General features: G+C 72.0%; 15 protein-coding genes and 1 pseudogene. 10 read left to right on the forward strand and 6 right to left on the reverse strand.

The annotated features are described in order from the left end of the window. Positions 1-19: 19 nt before the first annotated feature. Genes OG413_RS47030 through OG413_RS38530 form a run of 3 tightly spaced genes read right to left on the reverse strand, consistent with a single transcriptional unit; the run spans position 20 to position 2,551 of the window. Positions 20-976 (reverse strand): alpha/beta hydrolase, encoded by a 957-nt coding sequence (locus OG413_RS47030; RefSeq protein WP_323138003.1) that lies wholly within the window; start codon positions 974-976, stop codon positions 20-22. Positions 977-1,031: 55 nt separating this feature from the next. Beyond that, on the reverse strand, positions 1,032-1,904 hold the full coding sequence (locus tag OG413_RS38525) for an alpha/beta fold hydrolase (protein ID WP_266813863.1): 873 nt from the start codon (positions 1,902-1,904) through the stop codon (positions 1,032-1,034). Further along, positions 1,901-2,551 (reverse strand): TetR/AcrR family transcriptional regulator, encoded by a 651-nt coding sequence (locus OG413_RS38530; RefSeq protein WP_266813865.1) that lies wholly within the window; start codon positions 2,549-2,551, stop codon positions 1,901-1,903. Before OG413_RS38530 ends, OG413_RS38525 begins: the two co-directional genes overlap by 4 nt. A gap of 47 nt (positions 2,552-2,598) precedes the next feature. On the opposite strand from OG413_RS38530, the gene OG413_RS38535 reads away from it, so the two are divergent. Continuing rightward, positions 2,599-4,029, forward strand: coding sequence for an amidase (locus OG413_RS38535; RefSeq protein ID WP_266813867.1), 1,431 nt, complete (start codon positions 2,599-2,601; stop codon positions 4,027-4,029). Between the two features lie 74 nt (positions 4,030-4,103). Here OG413_RS38535 and OG413_RS38540 read toward each other — a convergent pair whose 3' ends face one another. Next, positions 4,104-4,568: a GNAT family N-acetyltransferase gene (locus tag OG413_RS38540; protein WP_266813869.1), complete on the reverse strand. Its 465-nt coding sequence runs from the start codon at positions 4,566-4,568 to the stop codon at positions 4,104-4,106. Positions 4,569-5,117: 549 nt separating this feature from the next. On the opposite strand from OG413_RS38540, the gene thpR reads away from it, so the two are divergent. Together thpR and OG413_RS38550 are read left to right on the forward strand one after the other, a co-directional pair. Then, positions 5,118-5,717, forward strand: coding sequence for an RNA 2',3'-cyclic phosphodiesterase (gene thpR / locus OG413_RS38545; RefSeq protein ID WP_266813871.1), 600 nt, complete (start codon positions 5,118-5,120; stop codon positions 5,715-5,717). 112 nt (positions 5,718-5,829) lie between these two features. Continuing rightward, positions 5,830-6,027 (forward strand): annotated as a pseudogene (locus OG413_RS38550) (sodium-independent anion transporter); the annotation flags it as partial. 206 nt (positions 6,028-6,233) lie between these two features. Here OG413_RS38550 and OG413_RS38555 read toward each other — a convergent pair. Continuing rightward, on the reverse strand, positions 6,234-7,496 hold the full coding sequence (locus tag OG413_RS38555) for an MFS transporter (RefSeq protein ID WP_266813873.1): 1,263 nt from the start codon (positions 7,494-7,496) through the stop codon (positions 6,234-6,236). A 121-nt stretch (positions 7,497-7,617) separates the two neighbouring features. Between OG413_RS38555 and OG413_RS38560 the strand changes: the two genes are divergently transcribed. The 4 genes from OG413_RS38560 to OG413_RS38575 all read left to right on the forward strand — a co-directional run bounded on the left by OG413_RS38560 (position 7,618) and on the right by OG413_RS38575 (position 11,663). Further along, the gene (locus OG413_RS38560; RefSeq protein WP_266813875.1) at positions 7,618-8,214 is read left to right on the forward strand and encodes a TetR/AcrR family transcriptional regulator; all 597 of its coding nucleotides are present in this window, start codon (positions 7,618-7,620) and stop codon (positions 8,212-8,214) included. Between the two features lie 494 nt (positions 8,215-8,708). Continuing rightward, the gene (locus tag OG413_RS38565; RefSeq protein ID WP_266813877.1) at positions 8,709-9,119 is read left to right on the forward strand and encodes a hypothetical protein; all 411 of its coding nucleotides are present in this window, start codon (positions 8,709-8,711) and stop codon (positions 9,117-9,119) included. A gap of 133 nt (positions 9,120-9,252) precedes the next feature. Beyond that, positions 9,253-10,404 carry a PLP-dependent cysteine synthase family protein gene (locus OG413_RS38570; RefSeq protein WP_323138005.1) on the forward strand — a complete coding sequence of 384 codons (1,152 nt, stop codon included), beginning with the start codon at positions 9,253-9,255 and terminating at the stop codon, positions 10,402-10,404. Then, on the forward strand, positions 10,401-11,663 hold the full coding sequence (locus tag OG413_RS38575; protein ID WP_266813879.1) for an MFS transporter: 1,263 nt from the start codon (positions 10,401-10,403) through the stop codon (positions 11,661-11,663). The genes OG413_RS38570 and OG413_RS38575 overlap by 4 nt, the downstream gene beginning before the upstream one ends. 121 nt (positions 11,664-11,784) lie before the next feature. Here OG413_RS38575 and OG413_RS38580 read toward each other — a convergent pair whose 3' ends face one another. Then, complete coding sequence (locus OG413_RS38580; RefSeq protein WP_266813881.1) at positions 11,785-12,168, reverse strand: helix-turn-helix domain-containing protein; 384 nt, start codon at positions 12,166-12,168, stop codon at positions 11,785-11,787. Between the two features lie 101 nt (positions 12,169-12,269). On the opposite strand from OG413_RS38580, the gene OG413_RS38585 reads away from it, so the two are divergent. From OG413_RS38585 to OG413_RS38595, 3 genes are all read left to right on the forward strand, one after another. Then, positions 12,270-12,671 carry a RidA family protein gene (locus OG413_RS38585; RefSeq protein ID WP_266813883.1) on the forward strand — a complete coding sequence of 134 codons (402 nt, stop codon included), beginning with the start codon at positions 12,270-12,272 and terminating at the stop codon, positions 12,669-12,671. Between the two features lie 317 nt (positions 12,672-12,988). Then, entirely contained in the window at positions 12,989-15,085 is a 2,097-nt protein-coding gene (locus OG413_RS38590) for a DUF4139 domain-containing protein (protein ID WP_266814294.1), read from the forward strand. 8 nt (positions 15,086-15,093) lie between these two features. After that, entirely contained in the window at positions 15,094-16,656 is a 1,563-nt protein-coding gene (locus tag OG413_RS38595) for a mucoidy inhibitor MuiA family protein (protein WP_266813885.1), read from the forward strand. Positions 16,657-16,688 lie beyond the last annotated feature (32 nt).

A 16,688-nucleotide genomic window follows, 5' to 3' on the forward strand; every position in this document is an offset into this window, starting at 1 on the left:
GTCCCGGGTATGGCTGTCCTCACAACGACGGTGTGGTCGAGGCCGGCGAGGCCGACGGCCCCGGACCGGCCCGGTCGACGACGTCGCGGATCGCCTGAACGACGGCATCGGGGCGGTCGAAGCAGAGGCGGTGGTGCGCGGTGTCGGGGATGACGCGCTGTTGCCCGTACGAGACCGCGCTCACCAGGGCCGCGTCCATTCTCGTCCTGCCGTCACGCATCTCTCGCAACGTCCGCTCCGACGTCAGCGCCTGCTGGCCGGGGTCGGTTCCCACCACGGTGAGAGCGACCACCGGGACGTCGGGAACGTTCGGCCCGGCCCGCAGTTCGGTGGCGAGTTCGGTCAGCTCGGTGCGCTCGGCGATGCAGGAGCGGGTCCATTCGTCACTCGCTTTGGCATCCAGCAGCGCCTGCCGCATGTGCTCCGGGTAGTCAGCGAGCAGCTCAGCTCTCATCTCGCGCAGGGCCGGGCGCATCTGTTCCAGCTGCTCCCGGTCAGGTGCCATCCGCTCGATCGCGGCCAGGCCCGCCGTGGGAGGCATGAAGTCGTCCCAGTCGCGGTGGAGGGCGTCCAACCAGACCAGCCCGGCCACGTCCTGGGGGTACAGCTGAGCGAACCGATGCGCGTAGAGGCCGCCGAGGGAGTGTGCCGCGAGCCGTATGGGGCGGCGATGTTCTGGGCGCGCAGCAGCTCGCGCAGCTCCGTGACGACCGCGGCGGCAGTGCGCGGCAGGGGGAGGGGGTCGCTGTAGCCCGTGCCGCCGCGGTCGTACACGACGGCGGTGGTGAACTGCGAAACCCCTTGCTGGACACCGAAATAGTCGAGGCCGACCGCGCTGGCGCCCGGCAGGAACACGACGGCCGGTCCGCCGCTGCCCGACCGGTGTACGAAGACGCGGCGGCCGTCGATCTGCTGGAATCCTCCGATCGGCGGAGCGAGCCGATCGGAGGAGGTGCTGTTGTTCGTCATGCGACAAGGCTCCAACCCTGACGCAGAGTCAGGGGCAATCCCCTTCCGCCGCTGCGCCCCGGTCAGGCGAGTTCCCGCAGGAGCGGTTCCGCGTCCATGAGGAGGAAGAGGTGCCCGCCGTCGGGGATCGAGCGCAGTTCGGCGCCGTCGATCTGTGCGTGCGCCCAACGCGCCACCTCGATGGGGACGTTGCCGTCCGCCTCGCCGTGGATGAACACGGTCGGCACCCGGATCGTTCCCAGCGGTTCCGGCAGCGGGCGGGCGTATCCGGCGAGATCAGCCATGGCCGCATCCATGCCCTGGCGTCTGCCCTCGGTGGTGTCCAGCTCCGAGAACGCCCGGAACTCCGGTTCCATCATGATCAGTTGGTCGGCCGGCGGCCAGGCGGCGAGGTGCGTCTCACGGCCTCTCGTGCGCTTGAGGATTCCCGTCCCCGCGAGCATCGGCCGGGCGATCACCGGGGCCCAGCGCACCAGCCGGTTCAGCCACTTCACGATCGGGATCCGGCGTGCGTACGTCTGCCGGGGTGCTCCGGGGACGGCGGCGCACGCGAGGATCAGCTTCGTCACCCGTACGGGGTGCGCCTGGGCGGCGGACAGGGCGTACCCGCCGCTGCCCGAGATCGCCACAAGCGGTGCCCGCCGGTGGCCGAGGTGGTCGAGCAGGGCCACGAAATCGTCGTTCCAGCGGTGGAAGCCCCGGCCGGGCACGGGATCGGTCTCGCCGTATCCGGGGCGGTCCGGGCAGACCAGGTGAAGGCCCGCGTCCGCGGCCGCCTGCCGCAGTGCGACCCCCTCGAAACGGCTGCCCGGGGTGCCGTGGAGCACGATCACGGGCGGGGCGGTGGGGTCCCCGTACGAGCAGTAGGCGATACGGCGCCCGCCGGGGGCCGTCAGGCGGACCGTCGCGGGCAGGTCCTGCGAGGAGGGGGTCATCGCTGCTCCTCGGGTGATACGGGGGTGGCGGCAGCGGCGGCGATTCCACCGATGACGAAGTCGAGTCCGAAGGCGAACCGGCGGTCGTGGTCGTGGTGGTCCGCGAAGACGGACCGGGCCCCGCTCCCGGGCGGGGACCGGTGCGGTTCCGGGTCACGGCGGCCGAGGCGGATCGCCGCGTGGCCGGTGACGAAGTCGTGCAGGGTGCCGTACGCGTACGCGGCGGACTCGTCGTCGAGTCCCGCGGAGCGCAGTGCCGCGACGACCCGGTGCGCGGCATCGTCCGCGCCGGGCCCGACGAGGGGGGCGCGGCGGTGCGCCTCCAGTACGACGGGATGTCGCATGAGCAGGTCGTGGAGCGAGTGCGCGAACAGCCGGACGACACCGCGCCAGTCGTCCGGCCAGACCACGGACCGGGTCACCTCGCCGACGATCCTGGAAACCAGCGCGTGCTGGAGGGCCTCGATGCCACCGGTCGTGCGGTGGATGGCCATCGGCGACACACCGAGCCGGTCGGCGAGCGCCCGGAGGGTCACCGTGTCGAGGCCCCGGTCGTCGGCCATCTCGGTAGCCGCGTCCAGGACCACGTCGAGCGTCACCGCCCGGGGACGGCCGTTCCTCGGAGTGCTTGCCTTCTCGCCCACCATGCCCGCACCATATCGATACGCGTAACGAAACATCAATGGGAGTGCCCATGACGGAGTTGCACGACCTCTCGGCCCTTCAGCTGGCCGCCGCGTACGAGTGCGGGGAAACGAGTCCCACCGAAGTCGTGGACCATCTGCTGGCCCGCATCGAAGGCGGCGACCGGGTGGGCGCCTTCATCACGGTGTCGGCCGACCGGGCCCGCGCGGAAGCGTCCGGGGCCGAACGCGCATTGCGCTCGACCGACCGCGCCGGACTGCCACGCCTGTTCGGCGTGCCCACCGCCGTCAAGGATCTGGAGGCGACGGCGGGCGTACGCACCACACTGGGTTCCGCGCTCTTCCGCGACTGGGTTCCCGGACACAACGACGAGATCGTCGACGTCATGGCTGACGCCGGGCTGATCAGCCTCGGCAAGACCACCGTTCCGGAGTTCGGGGCGGCCTGCTACAGCGAGCCCGAGGTGTCGGAACCGGCGCGCAGCCCGTTCGACCTCAGCCGCAGCGCGGCCGGCAGCAGCGGCGGGGCGGCGGCCGCCGTCGGCGCGCTGCTGGTTCCGCTCGCGCAGGGGAGCGACACCGCGGGATCCGTGCGTTCCCCCGCGAGCGCCTGCGGTGTGATCGGGCTCAAGCCCAGCCGCGGCCTCGTCACCGCGGGCCCGGCCGGCTCCGACGGTATGGGGCTTTCCGTACGGGGTCCGCTCGCCCGCACCGTACGCGACACGGCCGCGTTCCTCGACGCGTTGACCACCCGTACGGGAGTCGGCACCGTGCATCCGCCCCGCGTCGACAGCTACGAACGCGCGTGCGACGCCCCCGTGCCGCGGCTCCGCGTGGCGCTCGCGCAGGGGTCGGTCTCGGGGTCCCGGGTGGATGCCGAGGTCGCCGCCGCGGCGGAACTCACCGCCCGGACGCTGGACGGACTGGGCCATCAGGTGTTCGCCCGGGACCAGGCGCCGGACCCCGAGTTCACCGAGGGATTCCGGGTGATGTTCACCGCGCTGGTCGGGGCCAGGGTCATGGCGTTCGACGAGACGGCCCTGCGCCCGATCGTCCGCCACCTGCGGACCCGCTCGCAGCAGTGCACCTCGGGTGAACTGGCCGCCGCGATCGGTGTCGTCCAGGCCCGCGCGCGAGCCTGGACGCTCGACTACGCGGACGCCGACATCGTGATCACCCCGACCGTGACCACGCCGCCGACGCTCATCGGCCGGCTTCGCGACGATGACGATCCGGCTGGGGAACTGGCCGCGATGACCGCCTTCACCGGCAATACCGTCATCGGGAACGCCACCGGGTATCCGACCGTCAGCCTGCCACTGGGCTGGAGCTCCGAGGGACTCCCGCTGGGGGTCTCGCTCACGGCCGGATGGGGCCGCGAGGATCTCCTGTTCGGCCTCTCGGCCGTACTGGAGGAGGCTCTGCCGTGGGCCCACCGCTATGGCGACCGGACCACGGCGCGAACACCGGTGGCAGGCTGAGCGGGAAGGCCGAAGGCGGGCGGCCGTCGAACTCCGCCCCGCCCGCCTGGGCGACTGCTGGCTGGTCAGGGACGTCAGACGTCGAGCGGCAGATCTCGGTGGAAGACGGCCATGGCCCGGCCGGGGCCGTCGTAGTCGTCGACGATCTTCATGTCGAAGCCGAGGCTGCGATGGAAGGCGATCGACCCGGTGTTCTCGATGGACGTGATCGCCTTCAACCGCCGTGCACCATGACGGTCCGCTGCCTCGGCGAACGCCGCGTACAGGCGACGCCCGAGACCGGTGCCACGGGCATCGTCCCGCGTGGCGATCAGATGCACGTACCCGGTGCCGCCCGGGGTGACGAACCCGAAGACGTACCCACGGATTCCGTCCTCGGCCCGGGCGGCCAGGCAGGTGGAGCCGAACTCCTGCACCAGTGCCAGAAGGTGCAGAGACCGAAGGTCGCGTTCGCCCCAGTAGCGGGGGTGATCAGCCAGGACCTCGTGGAAGTCGGCCACCTGGGCCGGCGCGATGTGTATCCCCATGATGACGATCATGGCAGGGGCCTGGCGGACTACGACTGGCAGCGTGACCGGATCAAGCGGCACGGCAAGGCGATCCGGGAGGTGTACGGGTTCGGGGCGAACACCGAGGAGGACCAGGAGTGGCCGGCCGATGAACGGTGTCGGGTGGAGCTGTCACGGGATCGCGTTGCGGCGGCGGTGGTGGCCCGGTGCCGCAACGAGCGCATTGAGCCGCCGGCCCCGGGGAGGGCCGGGCGGCTGGTGGGCACGGCGGAACCAAGGACTTCGAGGCCCAGTTCTGCCGCAGCAGGAGCAGGGCGGACCAACTCGCCGACGCGGACCACAGGGCGCTGTCGCCGCTGTTCTGGACCCGCCGCCACGGTGGCGGGGCCCCTGACGGTTCATCCAGGTTGCCGCCCAGCTCCAGGACGGCGTGAGGGAACCTGCCGTCCCCTGCGGCCCGCGCTCGCGGCACCGCCGTCGTACGCAGCCGTCGGTCCCACATCCCGTGCGGGCGCTCCACCGCACGGCGGTGGTGGCCGGTGTGCACACCGGCCACCCGGGTGCGGTACGAAGTGCGGTGTGAACGAACAGACTCAGCCCGCGACCGTTCGCGTGTTCATCGCCCTCGCCCCGCCCGACCACGCGAAAGAAGAACTGGCCCAGGAACTGCGCCCCGCCTATGACACGCACCCTCACATGCGATGGAACCGCATCGAGGACTGGCACATCACCCTGGCGTTCCTCGGGGAGCTACCGGCCGAGACAGTCCCGGACCTGCGCCCGGCTCTCGCCGACCTCGCAGCGAACCACCAGCCACCCTCTTTGGCACTGCGCGGCAGCGGAACCTTCGACGACCGGGTGCTGTGGAGCGGGATCGAGGGAGACCTCGATGAGCTGCACATGCTCGCCGCCGATGTGCGTACCGCGGTCAGTAGCTGCGGCGTCGCCTTCGAGGATCGGCCGCTGCGCCCACATCTGACGTTGGCCCGTGCCCGCCGAGGAGATCGATCCTCGGCGGGAGAAATCGCCGAGGGGTTCGCCGGATTCACCGGCCGCCGATGGCCTGCCGAACGTCTGCACCTGGTCGGCAGCAACGTCGGCCGGAGCCGCGGACCGATCCACTACCGTGACATCGAGGCTTGGGCCCTCGGTGGTGCGGGGAACCGCACTGGATCTTGAACGAGCCGGCCGGGGCCGGAGGGCAGGCGGCCGCGATGCTCACGCGGATGTCGTGCGGTGTCGTCAGAGGGCGGGAGCGTGCCCAAGACACTCGCGCAGTGCGGCGGCGAACTCCTCCGTCATCCTCACCGTCATCACGGTCGCCGCCGGGATCGCGGTACCGACCGTCGGTGCGGAGGGCGCCCTGCCCTCCTCCCTGCCCGTACCAGGACTCCGGGACGTGCCGTTCACCCAGGGCACATTGACGATCATCGCCCCTGCGCCTGGCCATGGCGCGAAAGTCGGCCTGATCGTCGCCAACGTCACCTCGGTCACCGACCCCGACGGCACCGCCGTGTTCTACTCCGTGACCGGCGAGCTGTTCTTCGCCTCCTCCAACGACCTCGTCACCCAGTTCAATTACGCCACCGACCTCGACAAGGACGGGCGGCAGGCCGCCCCCGACCCGCACTCCGGGACGGCGGCGGAAAGCCGTGCCCAGGCTCTCGCTCCGCTCCGCCCGTGTCTTGTCAGGTGTCAGGCCGCTTCCGGGCCGGACCCGCCCCGGACCTGCCCGGCGCGCCCCGCGCCGAGACCTGCGGCTGCCTGGATCGCGCACACGGCCAGGAGCGTTGCCAAGGGAACGCCCCATCCGCCGCTCGCCTCGTGCAGAAGCCCCGCGCCCAGCGGACCGATCGTGGCGATGAGGAAGCCGGTGCCCTGGGCCATCGAGGACAGCGCCGATGTCTCGTCGCCGTTGCCGGTACGCAGCCCGATCAGGCTCAGCGCGACTGCGAATCCGGCCCCCTGCCCGAGCCCCAGGACCACGGACGCGGCCCACACGCCCGCCGGCGCGGGGGCCAGGACGATGCCGGTGAGACCCACCCCGCTGAGCACCGCCACGAGCACGGCGGGCCCGCGCTGGTCGGGCAGACGGCGGTACACCGCGGGCAGCAGCGCGGCCCCCGCGACACCCACCAGGCTGGTCAGCGACAGCAGGAGGCCGCTCTGTGCCTCGCCGATGCCCCGGTCCTGGGCCATCGTGGGCAGCCAGCCGAACACGACGTACGCCAACAGCGCCTGGGCCGCGAAGAAGACCGTGACCCGCCACGCCGTCGCGTCCCGCCACAGCCGCACGCGCTCCGGCGCCGGCGCGTCGACGGCCCGCGCGTCCGCGCGGACCCCCGGCCACCAGGCCAGGATCGCCGCGATCGACAGGGGGACGGCCACCAGCGCCAGGGCACCGCGCCAGGCCCATCCGGTCGCGTCGGCCAATGGCGGCGCGACCGCCGAACCGGTCGCGCCGCCCAGGGTCAGGAACGCCGAGTAGAACGCGGTCACCCCGGCCACCGCGCCCGCGAAGCGCCGCCGGATCAGGCCGGGCAGCAGCACGTTGGCGAGCCCGATCGCCGCGCCGACCAGCACCGTGCCCACGAACAACGCCGCCGCTCCCGGGAGCAGCCGCAGCGTCGCTCCGACGGCGAGCAGGATCAGGCTCGCGAGCACCACGCGCGCCTCGCCGTACCGCCGTCCGAGCACGGGGCCTGCGAACGCGAACACGCCCAGGCACAGCACCGGCAGCGCGGTCAGCGCGCTCACCGCCGCGGCCGACAGGCCAAGGTCGTCGCGAAGGCGGCCGAGCAGCGGGGCGATCGCGGTGACCGGTGCCCGTAGATCGAGGGCCACCAGGGCGAGCGCGATCAGGGCACCGATCGCCGGACCGGTCCTCGCCGGTATCGGCAGGGGGGAGGTGGGGGCGGTATCGCGGAGCGTCGGGGGACGCGGGGGCGGAGTGGACATAGGAGGTCCTTCGATGGAGGGAGGCCGGTTCGGGCCGGGGTCACCCTTGAATTGATACAGTACGACCTGTATCAATTCAAAATCGGGCTACAGTCCGCAAGTCGACCGAAAGGACTCACTCGTGCCCCCGCCCCCGCGCACCGCCGGCCGCCAGAAGGATCCGCAGATCGACGCCGCCGTGCGCGCCGCGACGCTCGACCTGCTCGCCGAAGTCGGCTACGCCGACCTCACGATCGGGCAGGTGGCGAAGAACGCCGACGTCTACAGGCCGGCCATCTACCGTCGCTGGCCCTCAAAACAGCACCTGGTCACCGACGCGCTGGCCACGGTCCTGGGCACCACGCCGACGGTGGACAGCGGCGACCTGCGCGCGGACCTGCTCGTCGGCATCGGCAGCCTGGTCACCGCGTTCGAGACCACGGTCCTGGGCCCCGTCCTGCCCGCGCTCGTCGCCGATCTCGCCCGCGAACCCGAGCTGCGCGAGAGCTTCCTCGACGACGTCTTCCGCGCCCGTCGGCGTAGCACCGAAGCCGTGCTGCGCACCGCCGCCGCACGCGGCGACATCCGCGAACTCGACCGCGCCGAGATGGAGTTCACCCTTGACGCGCTCGCGGCACCGGTCTACTACCGGGCCCTTTTCCGACACGCCCCGCTGGACGCTTCCCTGGTCGAACGCACCGTCGACCTCGTCCTGGCCGGCCTGCGGAACGGCGGCTGAGAGTCACGCCGTATCGAAGATCGCGGCTGCACCCGGGCGGCACGATGGCCGGGGAGAGCGAGGCGGGATCCACGGACGGTCCCGCTGCGCCGGTGGACGATCACGGGCGTGATCGGGACGGCTGCCGGCGCATCCGTCGCGGTGGCGGAACTCGTTCACGACCGGTGACCGAACAGCCGTGCCGGGGGAGGGGCTTGAGAACCGATCACCGGCTGGCGAACCCGCCTGGTCCAACACGGCGCCGACCGCCGCGAGATGGCTGGCAAGCTCGCGTGCGACGGGGCGCTGGGCAGCCGACGGGGCGAAGGGGGTGGCCGACGTGTTCGTGCTCGCCGTCGGATACCGCATCGCATTCCCTTGCCGCCGGGCCCCGGTTCCGTCGGCCCCATGGGGCTCGTCCGTGGTCGCGAAGGCTGGCCGCTCCGCGACTAACAAGCACTTTATGTAACGACTCGAATACCCTGTGTGCTGTGTTGGTGGGAGCGGGTCTTCGTGTGCCCCGGACTGTGCCGCGGCTGCTGGTGCTGATCACGGTGCTGGCCGGGCTGCTGCATGTGCTCGGCTGCGCCCACGGTCCGCAAGCCGCCGGGATGCCCCGTACCGACACGGTGGCCGCCGTCGCGGCCACCACCTCGCCGAACGCCCATCCCGCCGGGGCGTCCGTCGTCGCCGCTCCGGCACTGTGTGGCCACGGGGCCGCGGCGGAGTGCACCGGGGTGGATGAGCCCGCCGAGGCCGGCCCTCGGGCGGATCTGCCCGCGCCCCCGGCGGCCGACGACGGGCTCCTCCCGCGAGAGGGTGCCCGGTGGCAGGGTGCGAAGGGCCGAGCACGATGCCGCGCGGGTGGTGCGCACCCTGCAGAGCACAGCCGTGCGCGCGCCGAACTCGGGGTGTGGCGGACCTGAGCGGACCGCGCCACTGGCCGCGCCTGTGATCGCGCGAGCCTGGTGGCGTCATCGTCCCCAGCGGTTCCGTCCTCGAACACCCCGGCCCGCCCCGCCCTGATCGGGTGCTGCGGGCCGGCAGGAGAGCAGCGCGATGAACTCATCCCTCATGCCCCCTTCCGTCCTGGCCCCGGCCCAGATGCTGTCCGGAGCCACACGCCGAGCCCACACCCCGGCCGCTCTGGTCGGTGATACCCCCGTGCTGTGGGTCGGTGAGCCCTTCGCAAGGGCCGGGCGCGGATTCTGGGCCAAACTCGAAGGCCACAACCCCGGCGGCATCAAGGACCGCACCGCCCTCTTCATGGTGGAACGCGCCCGTGAGCGCGGCGACCTGCTGCCCGGCGCACGGATCGTGGAATCCACCTCCGGCACGTTGGGCCTTGGGCTCGCGCTGGCCGGGATCGTCTTCGGCCACCCGGTGACCGTGGTCACCGACCCTGGGATGGAGCCCCTGGTATCGGGCCTGCTCGCCGCCTACGGCGCCGATGTGCAGACCGTCACAGAGCCGCATCCCGTCGGGGGCTGGCAGCAGGCCCGCCGCGAGCGCGTCGGTGAACTCCTCGCGGTCCACCCGGATGCGTGGTGCCCGGATCAGTACCACAACCCCGACAACGTGACCGCGTACGTGGGCCTTGCCCAGGAGCTCGTCGCCCAGCTCGGGCGGATCGACGCCCTGGTGGTCAGTGTGGGTACCGGTGGACACTCCGCCGGTATCGCCTCGGTCCTGCGCGGATTCTTCCCCGCCTTGAAGGTGGTGGCCGTCGACACCTGCGGTTCCACGATCTTCGGGCAGGAGGCCGCACCACGGCTGATGCGGGGCTTGGGCAGCAGCATCTATCCGCGCAACGTCGACTACACCCTTTTCGACGAGGTCCACTGGGTTGCGGCAGGTGAAGCGGTGTGGGCGGCACGGGCGTTGGCCCGCTCCCGGTACGCCACCGGCGGGTGGAGCGTGGGCGCGGTCGCCCTGGTCGCCCGGCATCTCGCCACAACGCTCCCGGCCGAGGCCCGGATCGCGGCCGTGTTCCCCGACGGCCCGCACCGTTACGCCGGTACGGTCTTCGACGACGCCTGGTGCCGGGAACGCCGGCTGCTGGGATGCGAGCCGGCCGCTGCCCCGGACCGCATCGCCCACCCCGGCGAGCGGGTCGTCACGCGGTGGACGAGGTGCGAGACCGTCCTGGACCCCGCTCCGGCCCCGGCCTGCGACACGGGTGCGGCGAGCCTGGCGGGAGCGACCCGATGAAGACACTGTGGACCTCGACCCTGAGCTTCCCGCCCGCAGTGCGGCTGTTGATGGCCAATCAGTTCGCCATCAATCTCGCCTTCTACATGCTCATGCCCTACCTCGCCGCGCACCTCGCCGGTGAACTCGGTCTGGCCGCGTGGGCGGTCGGCCTGGTGCTGGGGGTACGCAACTTCTCCCAGCAGGGCATGTTCCTCATCGGCGGCACGATCGCCGACCGCTACGGCTACAAGGTCCCGATCATGGCCGGGTGCGTGTTGCGGACGGGTGGGTTCGCCCTGCTCGGTGTCGTGGACAGCCTGCCCGTTCTCGTGATCGCCTCGGCGGCCACCGGCTTCGCCGGCGCCCTGTTCAACCCGGCCGTGCGCGCCTACCTCGCCGCCGAGTCGGGGGAGCGGCGGGTGGAGGCGTTCGCGACGTTCAACGTCTACTACCAGGCCGGGATGCTGCTGGGCCCGCTGGTCGGCCTCGCCCTGCTGGCGGCCGACTTCCGCCTGGTGTGCGTCGTGGCCGCGGGCATCTTCGCCGCCCTGACCGTTCTGCAGGGCCGGGCCTTGCCCGCCCGCCGTGCCGCCGACAGCGGCGGGCGGGAGAGCGGGGTGCTGGCACAGTGGCGCACGGTGGTGGCCAACCGGCCGTTCCTGCTGTTCTCGTGCGCGATGATCGGCTCCTACGTGCTGACCTTCCAGGTCTACCTCGCGTTGCCGCTCGCCGCAGGCGAGGCGTTCGGGTCGGCGGGAACGAAGGCCACCAGCCTGCTGTTCGTCCTGTCCGCGGCGGTGGCCGTCGCCGGGCAACTGCGGCTGACCGGCTGGGTGACATCACGCTTCGGCGGTGAACAGGCCCTCGTCCGCGGGCTCGCTCTGATGGGTCTGGCCTTCTCACCGCTCGCCCTGACGTCGGCGAGCGGCACAGCCGTACCGGGCGCCATGACGCTGGCCGCTCTGGCGGCCGCGGTGATCGCCCTGTCGGCCGGCAGCGCGATCGTCTACCCCTTCGAGATGGACACCGTCGTCTCCCTGTCCGGCAACCGTCTCGTCGCCACCCACTACGGCCTCTACAACACCGTCTCGGGCATCGGCATCACCCTGGGCAACCTGGCCACCGGTGCCCTGTGGGACTACGCAGAGCAGCACCGGGCGCTGTGGCTGGTGTGGACCGTTCTGACGCTGACCGGCGCCGGCTGCGCGGGCGCGGTCCTCGCCCTGGCCCGCGCCGGGCGGCTCACCGCGCCGGTGCCCCAGCCCGTTCCCGCCTGACCGCAACAGCCGACCGGCCGGGCGGGGCCCAGCACCATTCGTTCGGGCCCCGCCCGGCCGCCGCGGCGAACTTGCGATTGATCAAGGAAGCGCGCAACGGGGGCGTGGCGTTGCGCGCCCGTCAGGCGTCGAAGCGACCGCGCGAGTCCTCGATGTGACCGAGGTACCGGTGGGTCCAGCCGCACATGGCGTCGACTGTGGCGCGCAGGGCCCGGCCCGGCTCGGTGAGCGTGTACTCGACCCGCGGCGGCACGGTGGGATACACCTTCCGGGCGGCCAGGCCGTTGCGCTCCAGCATGCGCAGGTTCTGGGTGAGCATCTTGTGGCTGATGCCCTCGACCTCGTTCCGCAGTTCGCTGAAGCGCAGGGTGCGCTCGCCGAGCGCCTCGATGATCAGGAGCGCCCACTTGTTGGCGACGTCCGAGAAGATCTCCCGTGCCAGGGAGTCCGCGCGCCTCAGGTCCGCGTCCTCGGGCAGGTCTTTGAGCAGCTGCTTGGTCACCATCAGGTTCCTCAATCACCGAAAAGTACGTTCTTCCAGGTCGGCCGCCACTCTCCTAAAGTTTCCGAGTAACCACAAGAGAGCAAGGCGGAAAGGCGATCACGATGGCTACGATCGATGTCTTCAACCACAACGTGCCGGCCGAGAGTGAATTCGGCTACGCGCAGGCGATCAAGTCCGGCGAGCTGATCCACGTCTCCGGACAGCTCTCGCTCGACGAGTCGGGCGAGTTCCTCCACACGGACGACTTCGCCGCCCAGCTCAAGCGGACCTACGCCAACCTGGACAAGATCCTGGACCACTACGGCGTCACCCGGAACCAGGTCGTCTCGCAGACCCTGTACGTGGTGAACCTGCGGCAGAACGCCGCAGCGGCGGCGGAGGGCAACCTGGCGTACTTCGGCGGCCACTGCCCGGTGAGCACGGTCCTCGGCGTGACCGAACTGACCTTCCTGGGCCAGGTCATCGAGATCAGCTTCGTCGTCGACGCGAAACTGCCTGCCTGAGTCTGTCCGCAGCGCGCGGCCCGGCTCGACCAGGTCCGCTCCGCCGTCAGATTCACGCTGTTCCTCGACGTTTGCTGGGCGGTGGCCGCTGACACGTCCCTGACCTCACCGCGTAAAAGCTCACCTGCCACCTGCCACCTGCCACACGACAAGCGCCCTCCTTCCTCGGAGCGCTGGGCAATCGCGGGAGGCCGTGAAAGGGCTGCTCAGCCAGCAGGGCGTCCTGGATGCCATCCTCCCGATTCCACGCGGACGCGCGGACCGTCCGGGCGTAAGCTTCGCTCGGCATGGACGCGACAGGGGGCGGGGCGGAGCAGATGACGGCTCAGTCGGCACAGAGGTGGGGATCGACCCTCGATTCGGTCGTGGTGTACGCGCAGGGCGCGGTCTGCCGACGTCTGGCCCGGGGCAGCGCGGCGCCTGACGGCCGGGTGCGGGTGACGGGACTGCCCCGCTCGCTGGACCCGGGTTCGCTGCGGGCCCGGGTCCTGAGCGCCCCCGGTGTGCGTGTCACCGAGGCCCGGGTGGAAGTCGAGGCCGAGCCGCGCGGCACGGGCACGCCCGACGAGTCGCGGCGCGAGTTCGAGCGGCTGAGCGACGAGTACGCGGCGGCACAGGGACACCGGGACCGACAGCTGAGCCTGATCGAGGAGGTCAGGGCCCTGCATCCGGTCGCACCTGCCCGCAGGCGCGAGGATCCGTACCGCAGCACCCCGGTCGACGCGTGGCTGGAACTCGCCGACTTCGTCGACGAGCGGCTGACGGGACTGCGCAACCGCCTCGCCGAGGCGGAGGAGGCACTGCGCAACGTCGAGCACGACCTCACCGTCGCCGCCGACAGGCTCGACCGTGCCACCACCGACGCACCGTCAGCGCACGTGGAGACCGAGGTCTGCGCGGTCCTGGTCCTCGACGGCACTGGCGATGCGGAGGTGGAACTGGAGCTGGAATACGGGGTGCCGGGCGCCGTCTGGGTGCCGGCCTACCGTCTTGCCTACCGTCAGGGCGACGGCAGCGGCCGTCTGGTGCTGCGCGCCTCGGTCGCCCAGCGGACCGGCGAGGACTGGACCGGTGTGCGCATCGCCCTGGCCACCGCCGATCTTCGGCGCCGCACCGACCTGCCGAGGCTCCGCTCGATCCGGATCGGACGAAGTCAGCCCGTCCCCACGCCTTCCGGCTGGCGCGAGCCCCCGGCCGGGCTCGTAGACCTGTTCTCCGGGTACGACGCGGCAGGCCCTGGCCCAGCTACGACCGCCGCACCCGCCCCATCCGCCGCACCCGTCGCTGTCGGGGCCGGCTTCGCGTCCGCGGGTGCCGCAGGAGGCTCCGCGTCCGGTCCCGTTCCGCCACCGCCGCCTCCACTGCCGGGTTACGGCGGTCCGTCGGCACCGCAGGGCTTCGGCCCTGCACCGGAAGTCTTCGGCGGCGGGACGCCCGCTCTCGCGCCTCCGGCCGGGGTGCCACAGGGCCGCAGGCCGCGTACCGGTAGCAGGTCCTTCGCGGGTGCCCCGGCCGCCATGGCTCCAGCGGCCTCCGACCGGTCCGCGCCGCCGCCCCCTCCGGCACCCGCGGCCGGTCCGCCGCAGCCGAGCGGCGCCGAGCTCGACTATGCCGCCCTTGTCCTGTGCGGTCCCGACGAGCAGGGCGGTCGCAGAGGACGGCTGTTTCCGGACTCCCCCTTCGACCCGGTGGCGGCCGAGTACCGCCGCCGCGCCGAAGCGGTGGCCGCGCTGTCGTTGCCCGGACAGGCGGTGCGCCCCCGCGAATCGGCGGGATCATTCGACCACCGCTTCGATGCCACCGCCCGCGCCGACATCCCGTCGGACGGCACCTGGCACACCGTCACCGTCGGCGAGATCCCGGTCGGCCTGCGTACCGAGTATCTCTGCGTGCCGTCCGTGGAGCAGACCGTGTTCGCGACATTGGTGCTCTCCAACGCCACCGACCAGGCACTGCTGGCCGGCCCGGTGGAGGTCACCGTCGACGACGACTTCCTGCTGACCGCCGCACTGCCCACGCTTGCCCCCGGCGGCGTCCGCCGGGTGGGGCTCGGGCCGGCCGAGGGCATCCGGGTCACCCGGCGTACCAACCTGCACGAGTCGACCTCGGGCCTGCGCAACAACACCACCGTGCTCGACCACCGCGTCCATGTGGAGCTGGCCAATCGGCTCGCCAGGCCCGTCACCGTGGAAGTCCGCGAGCGGGTCCCGGTCACCTCGGAACCGGACGTACGGATAGAGGAACGGGCCGACTGGACGGCACCAGACGAAGGCACGGGGCCCGATCGTCATGCGCCGGGCACCCGTGTCTGGCGACGGGACCTGCCCGCAGGTGCCACTGCCGCCTTCGACGGCGGCTACGAGATCCGCATCCCGACCGGCAAGGCCCTGGCCGGCGGCAACCGCAGGAGCTGACACACACCATGTCCACGGCCCCGAAGCCGATCGCCCTCCCCGTCACCGCCGTCACGTGCCTCGAAGATCGTGCCCACGTCGAGCGCACCGTCGTGCTCGACCTGGAGGCCGGGGTCCAGCGGCTGCGTCTCGGGCCGGTCAGTGCGCTGGCCGTCGACCGGACCCTCCATGCCGAACTGACCGCCGATCACCCCGCGACCGTGCTCGACGTGCGGATCGTCCGCACCTGGACACCGCGCGGGCCGCTGCCGTCCGCCGACGACGACTCCGCACTGCGCCGGCGCGTACACACCCTCGAAGAGGGGCGGCTGACCCTGGGGCAGCGGCGCGACCGGCTGCAGACCCGCCTTGACCTGCTCGGCCGCCTCGCCGCCGATCTGCTGCGGGAGATCGGAGAAGGAGCCGGCTCCGGGGAGAGCGACCGGCCCCGCTGGTCCCGCGAACTGGACCGGGTGGACGATGAGCGCGAGACGTACGCCGAGCAACTCCGGAGCGCAGAGGCCCGGCTGGCCGCCTTGGGCGCCGAACTCGGAGAAGTCCAGCGGGCCTTGAACCTATCCGAGGAGGAGCCCGCCGAGTTGGTCGGCCATGTCGAGCTGACCGTGGAGGCGGCGGTCGCCGGGCCGGCCGGGCTGCGCCTGAGCCACCTCACTGCGTGCGCGTTGTGGCGGCCCGCCTACCGGGCCGTGCTCGACGGGGGCTCCCTGACGCTGGAGACCGACGCGATGATCTGGCAGCGCACCGGTGAGGACTGGTCGGACGTACGGCTGACGCTGTCGACGGCCCGCTCGGCGCCGGCCACCGATCCGCCATGGTTGGGCGAGGACCGGCTGACGCTCACGGACCGCTCCGCGGCGGAGCGCCGCACGGTCGACGTCGAGCTGCGCGAGGAGGAGATCGGGGCCCTCGGCCCGGCCCCGGTGCTCGGCCTGCCGGGGGTGGACGACGGCGGCGAGGCACGGGTGTTGAGATCCCCCGCGCCGGTCTCGGTGCCCGGTGACGGCCGTGCCCACCGAGTGGCGCTCTCCGCGTTCACCACGGCCGCGCCCAGTGAGTACGCCTGCTCACCGGAGTTGTCCCCCCTGGTCACCCAGGTGGTGCGGTTCGACAACAGGTCCGGCCACGCGCTGCTCGCCGGGCCCGTGGACCTGGTCCGCGCCAGTGGATTCAGCGGCCGCGGCACGCTGGACTTCACTGCCCCCGGCGCCCCCGTCGAGCTGGCCTTCGGCAGCTGCGACGACTACAGGGTGGTCCGGCAGGCCGAGGAGTCCCGCGACTCCGCCGGTATCAGCCAGCGGACCGTGGTCACCCGAACGGTGCGGCTGCATCTGTCCCGGTTCTCCGCCCCCGGGGAGCAAGGCGAGCGGGTGGTCGCCCTTCGGGAGCGGATCCCGGTCTCCGAGGTCTCGGCGGTGGACATACGCCTGCACAAGGACGCGTGCTCCCCGGCGCCCGACGTGGTCGATGCCGAAGGCATCGCCCGCTGGGACGTCACCCTCCCGCCCGGCAGCCGCCGCACGGTCACCCTGGTCTACGAGCTGTCGGCGAGCGCGAAGGTCACCGGGCTCTGAGCTCGGTGGGGCGCCGCACGCCTGTTGGCGCA

The organism is Streptomyces sp. NBC_01433 (assembly GCF_026340105.1).
In the GTDB taxonomy this organism is placed as follows: Bacteria; Actinomycetota; Actinomycetes; order Streptomycetales; family Streptomycetaceae; genus Streptomyces.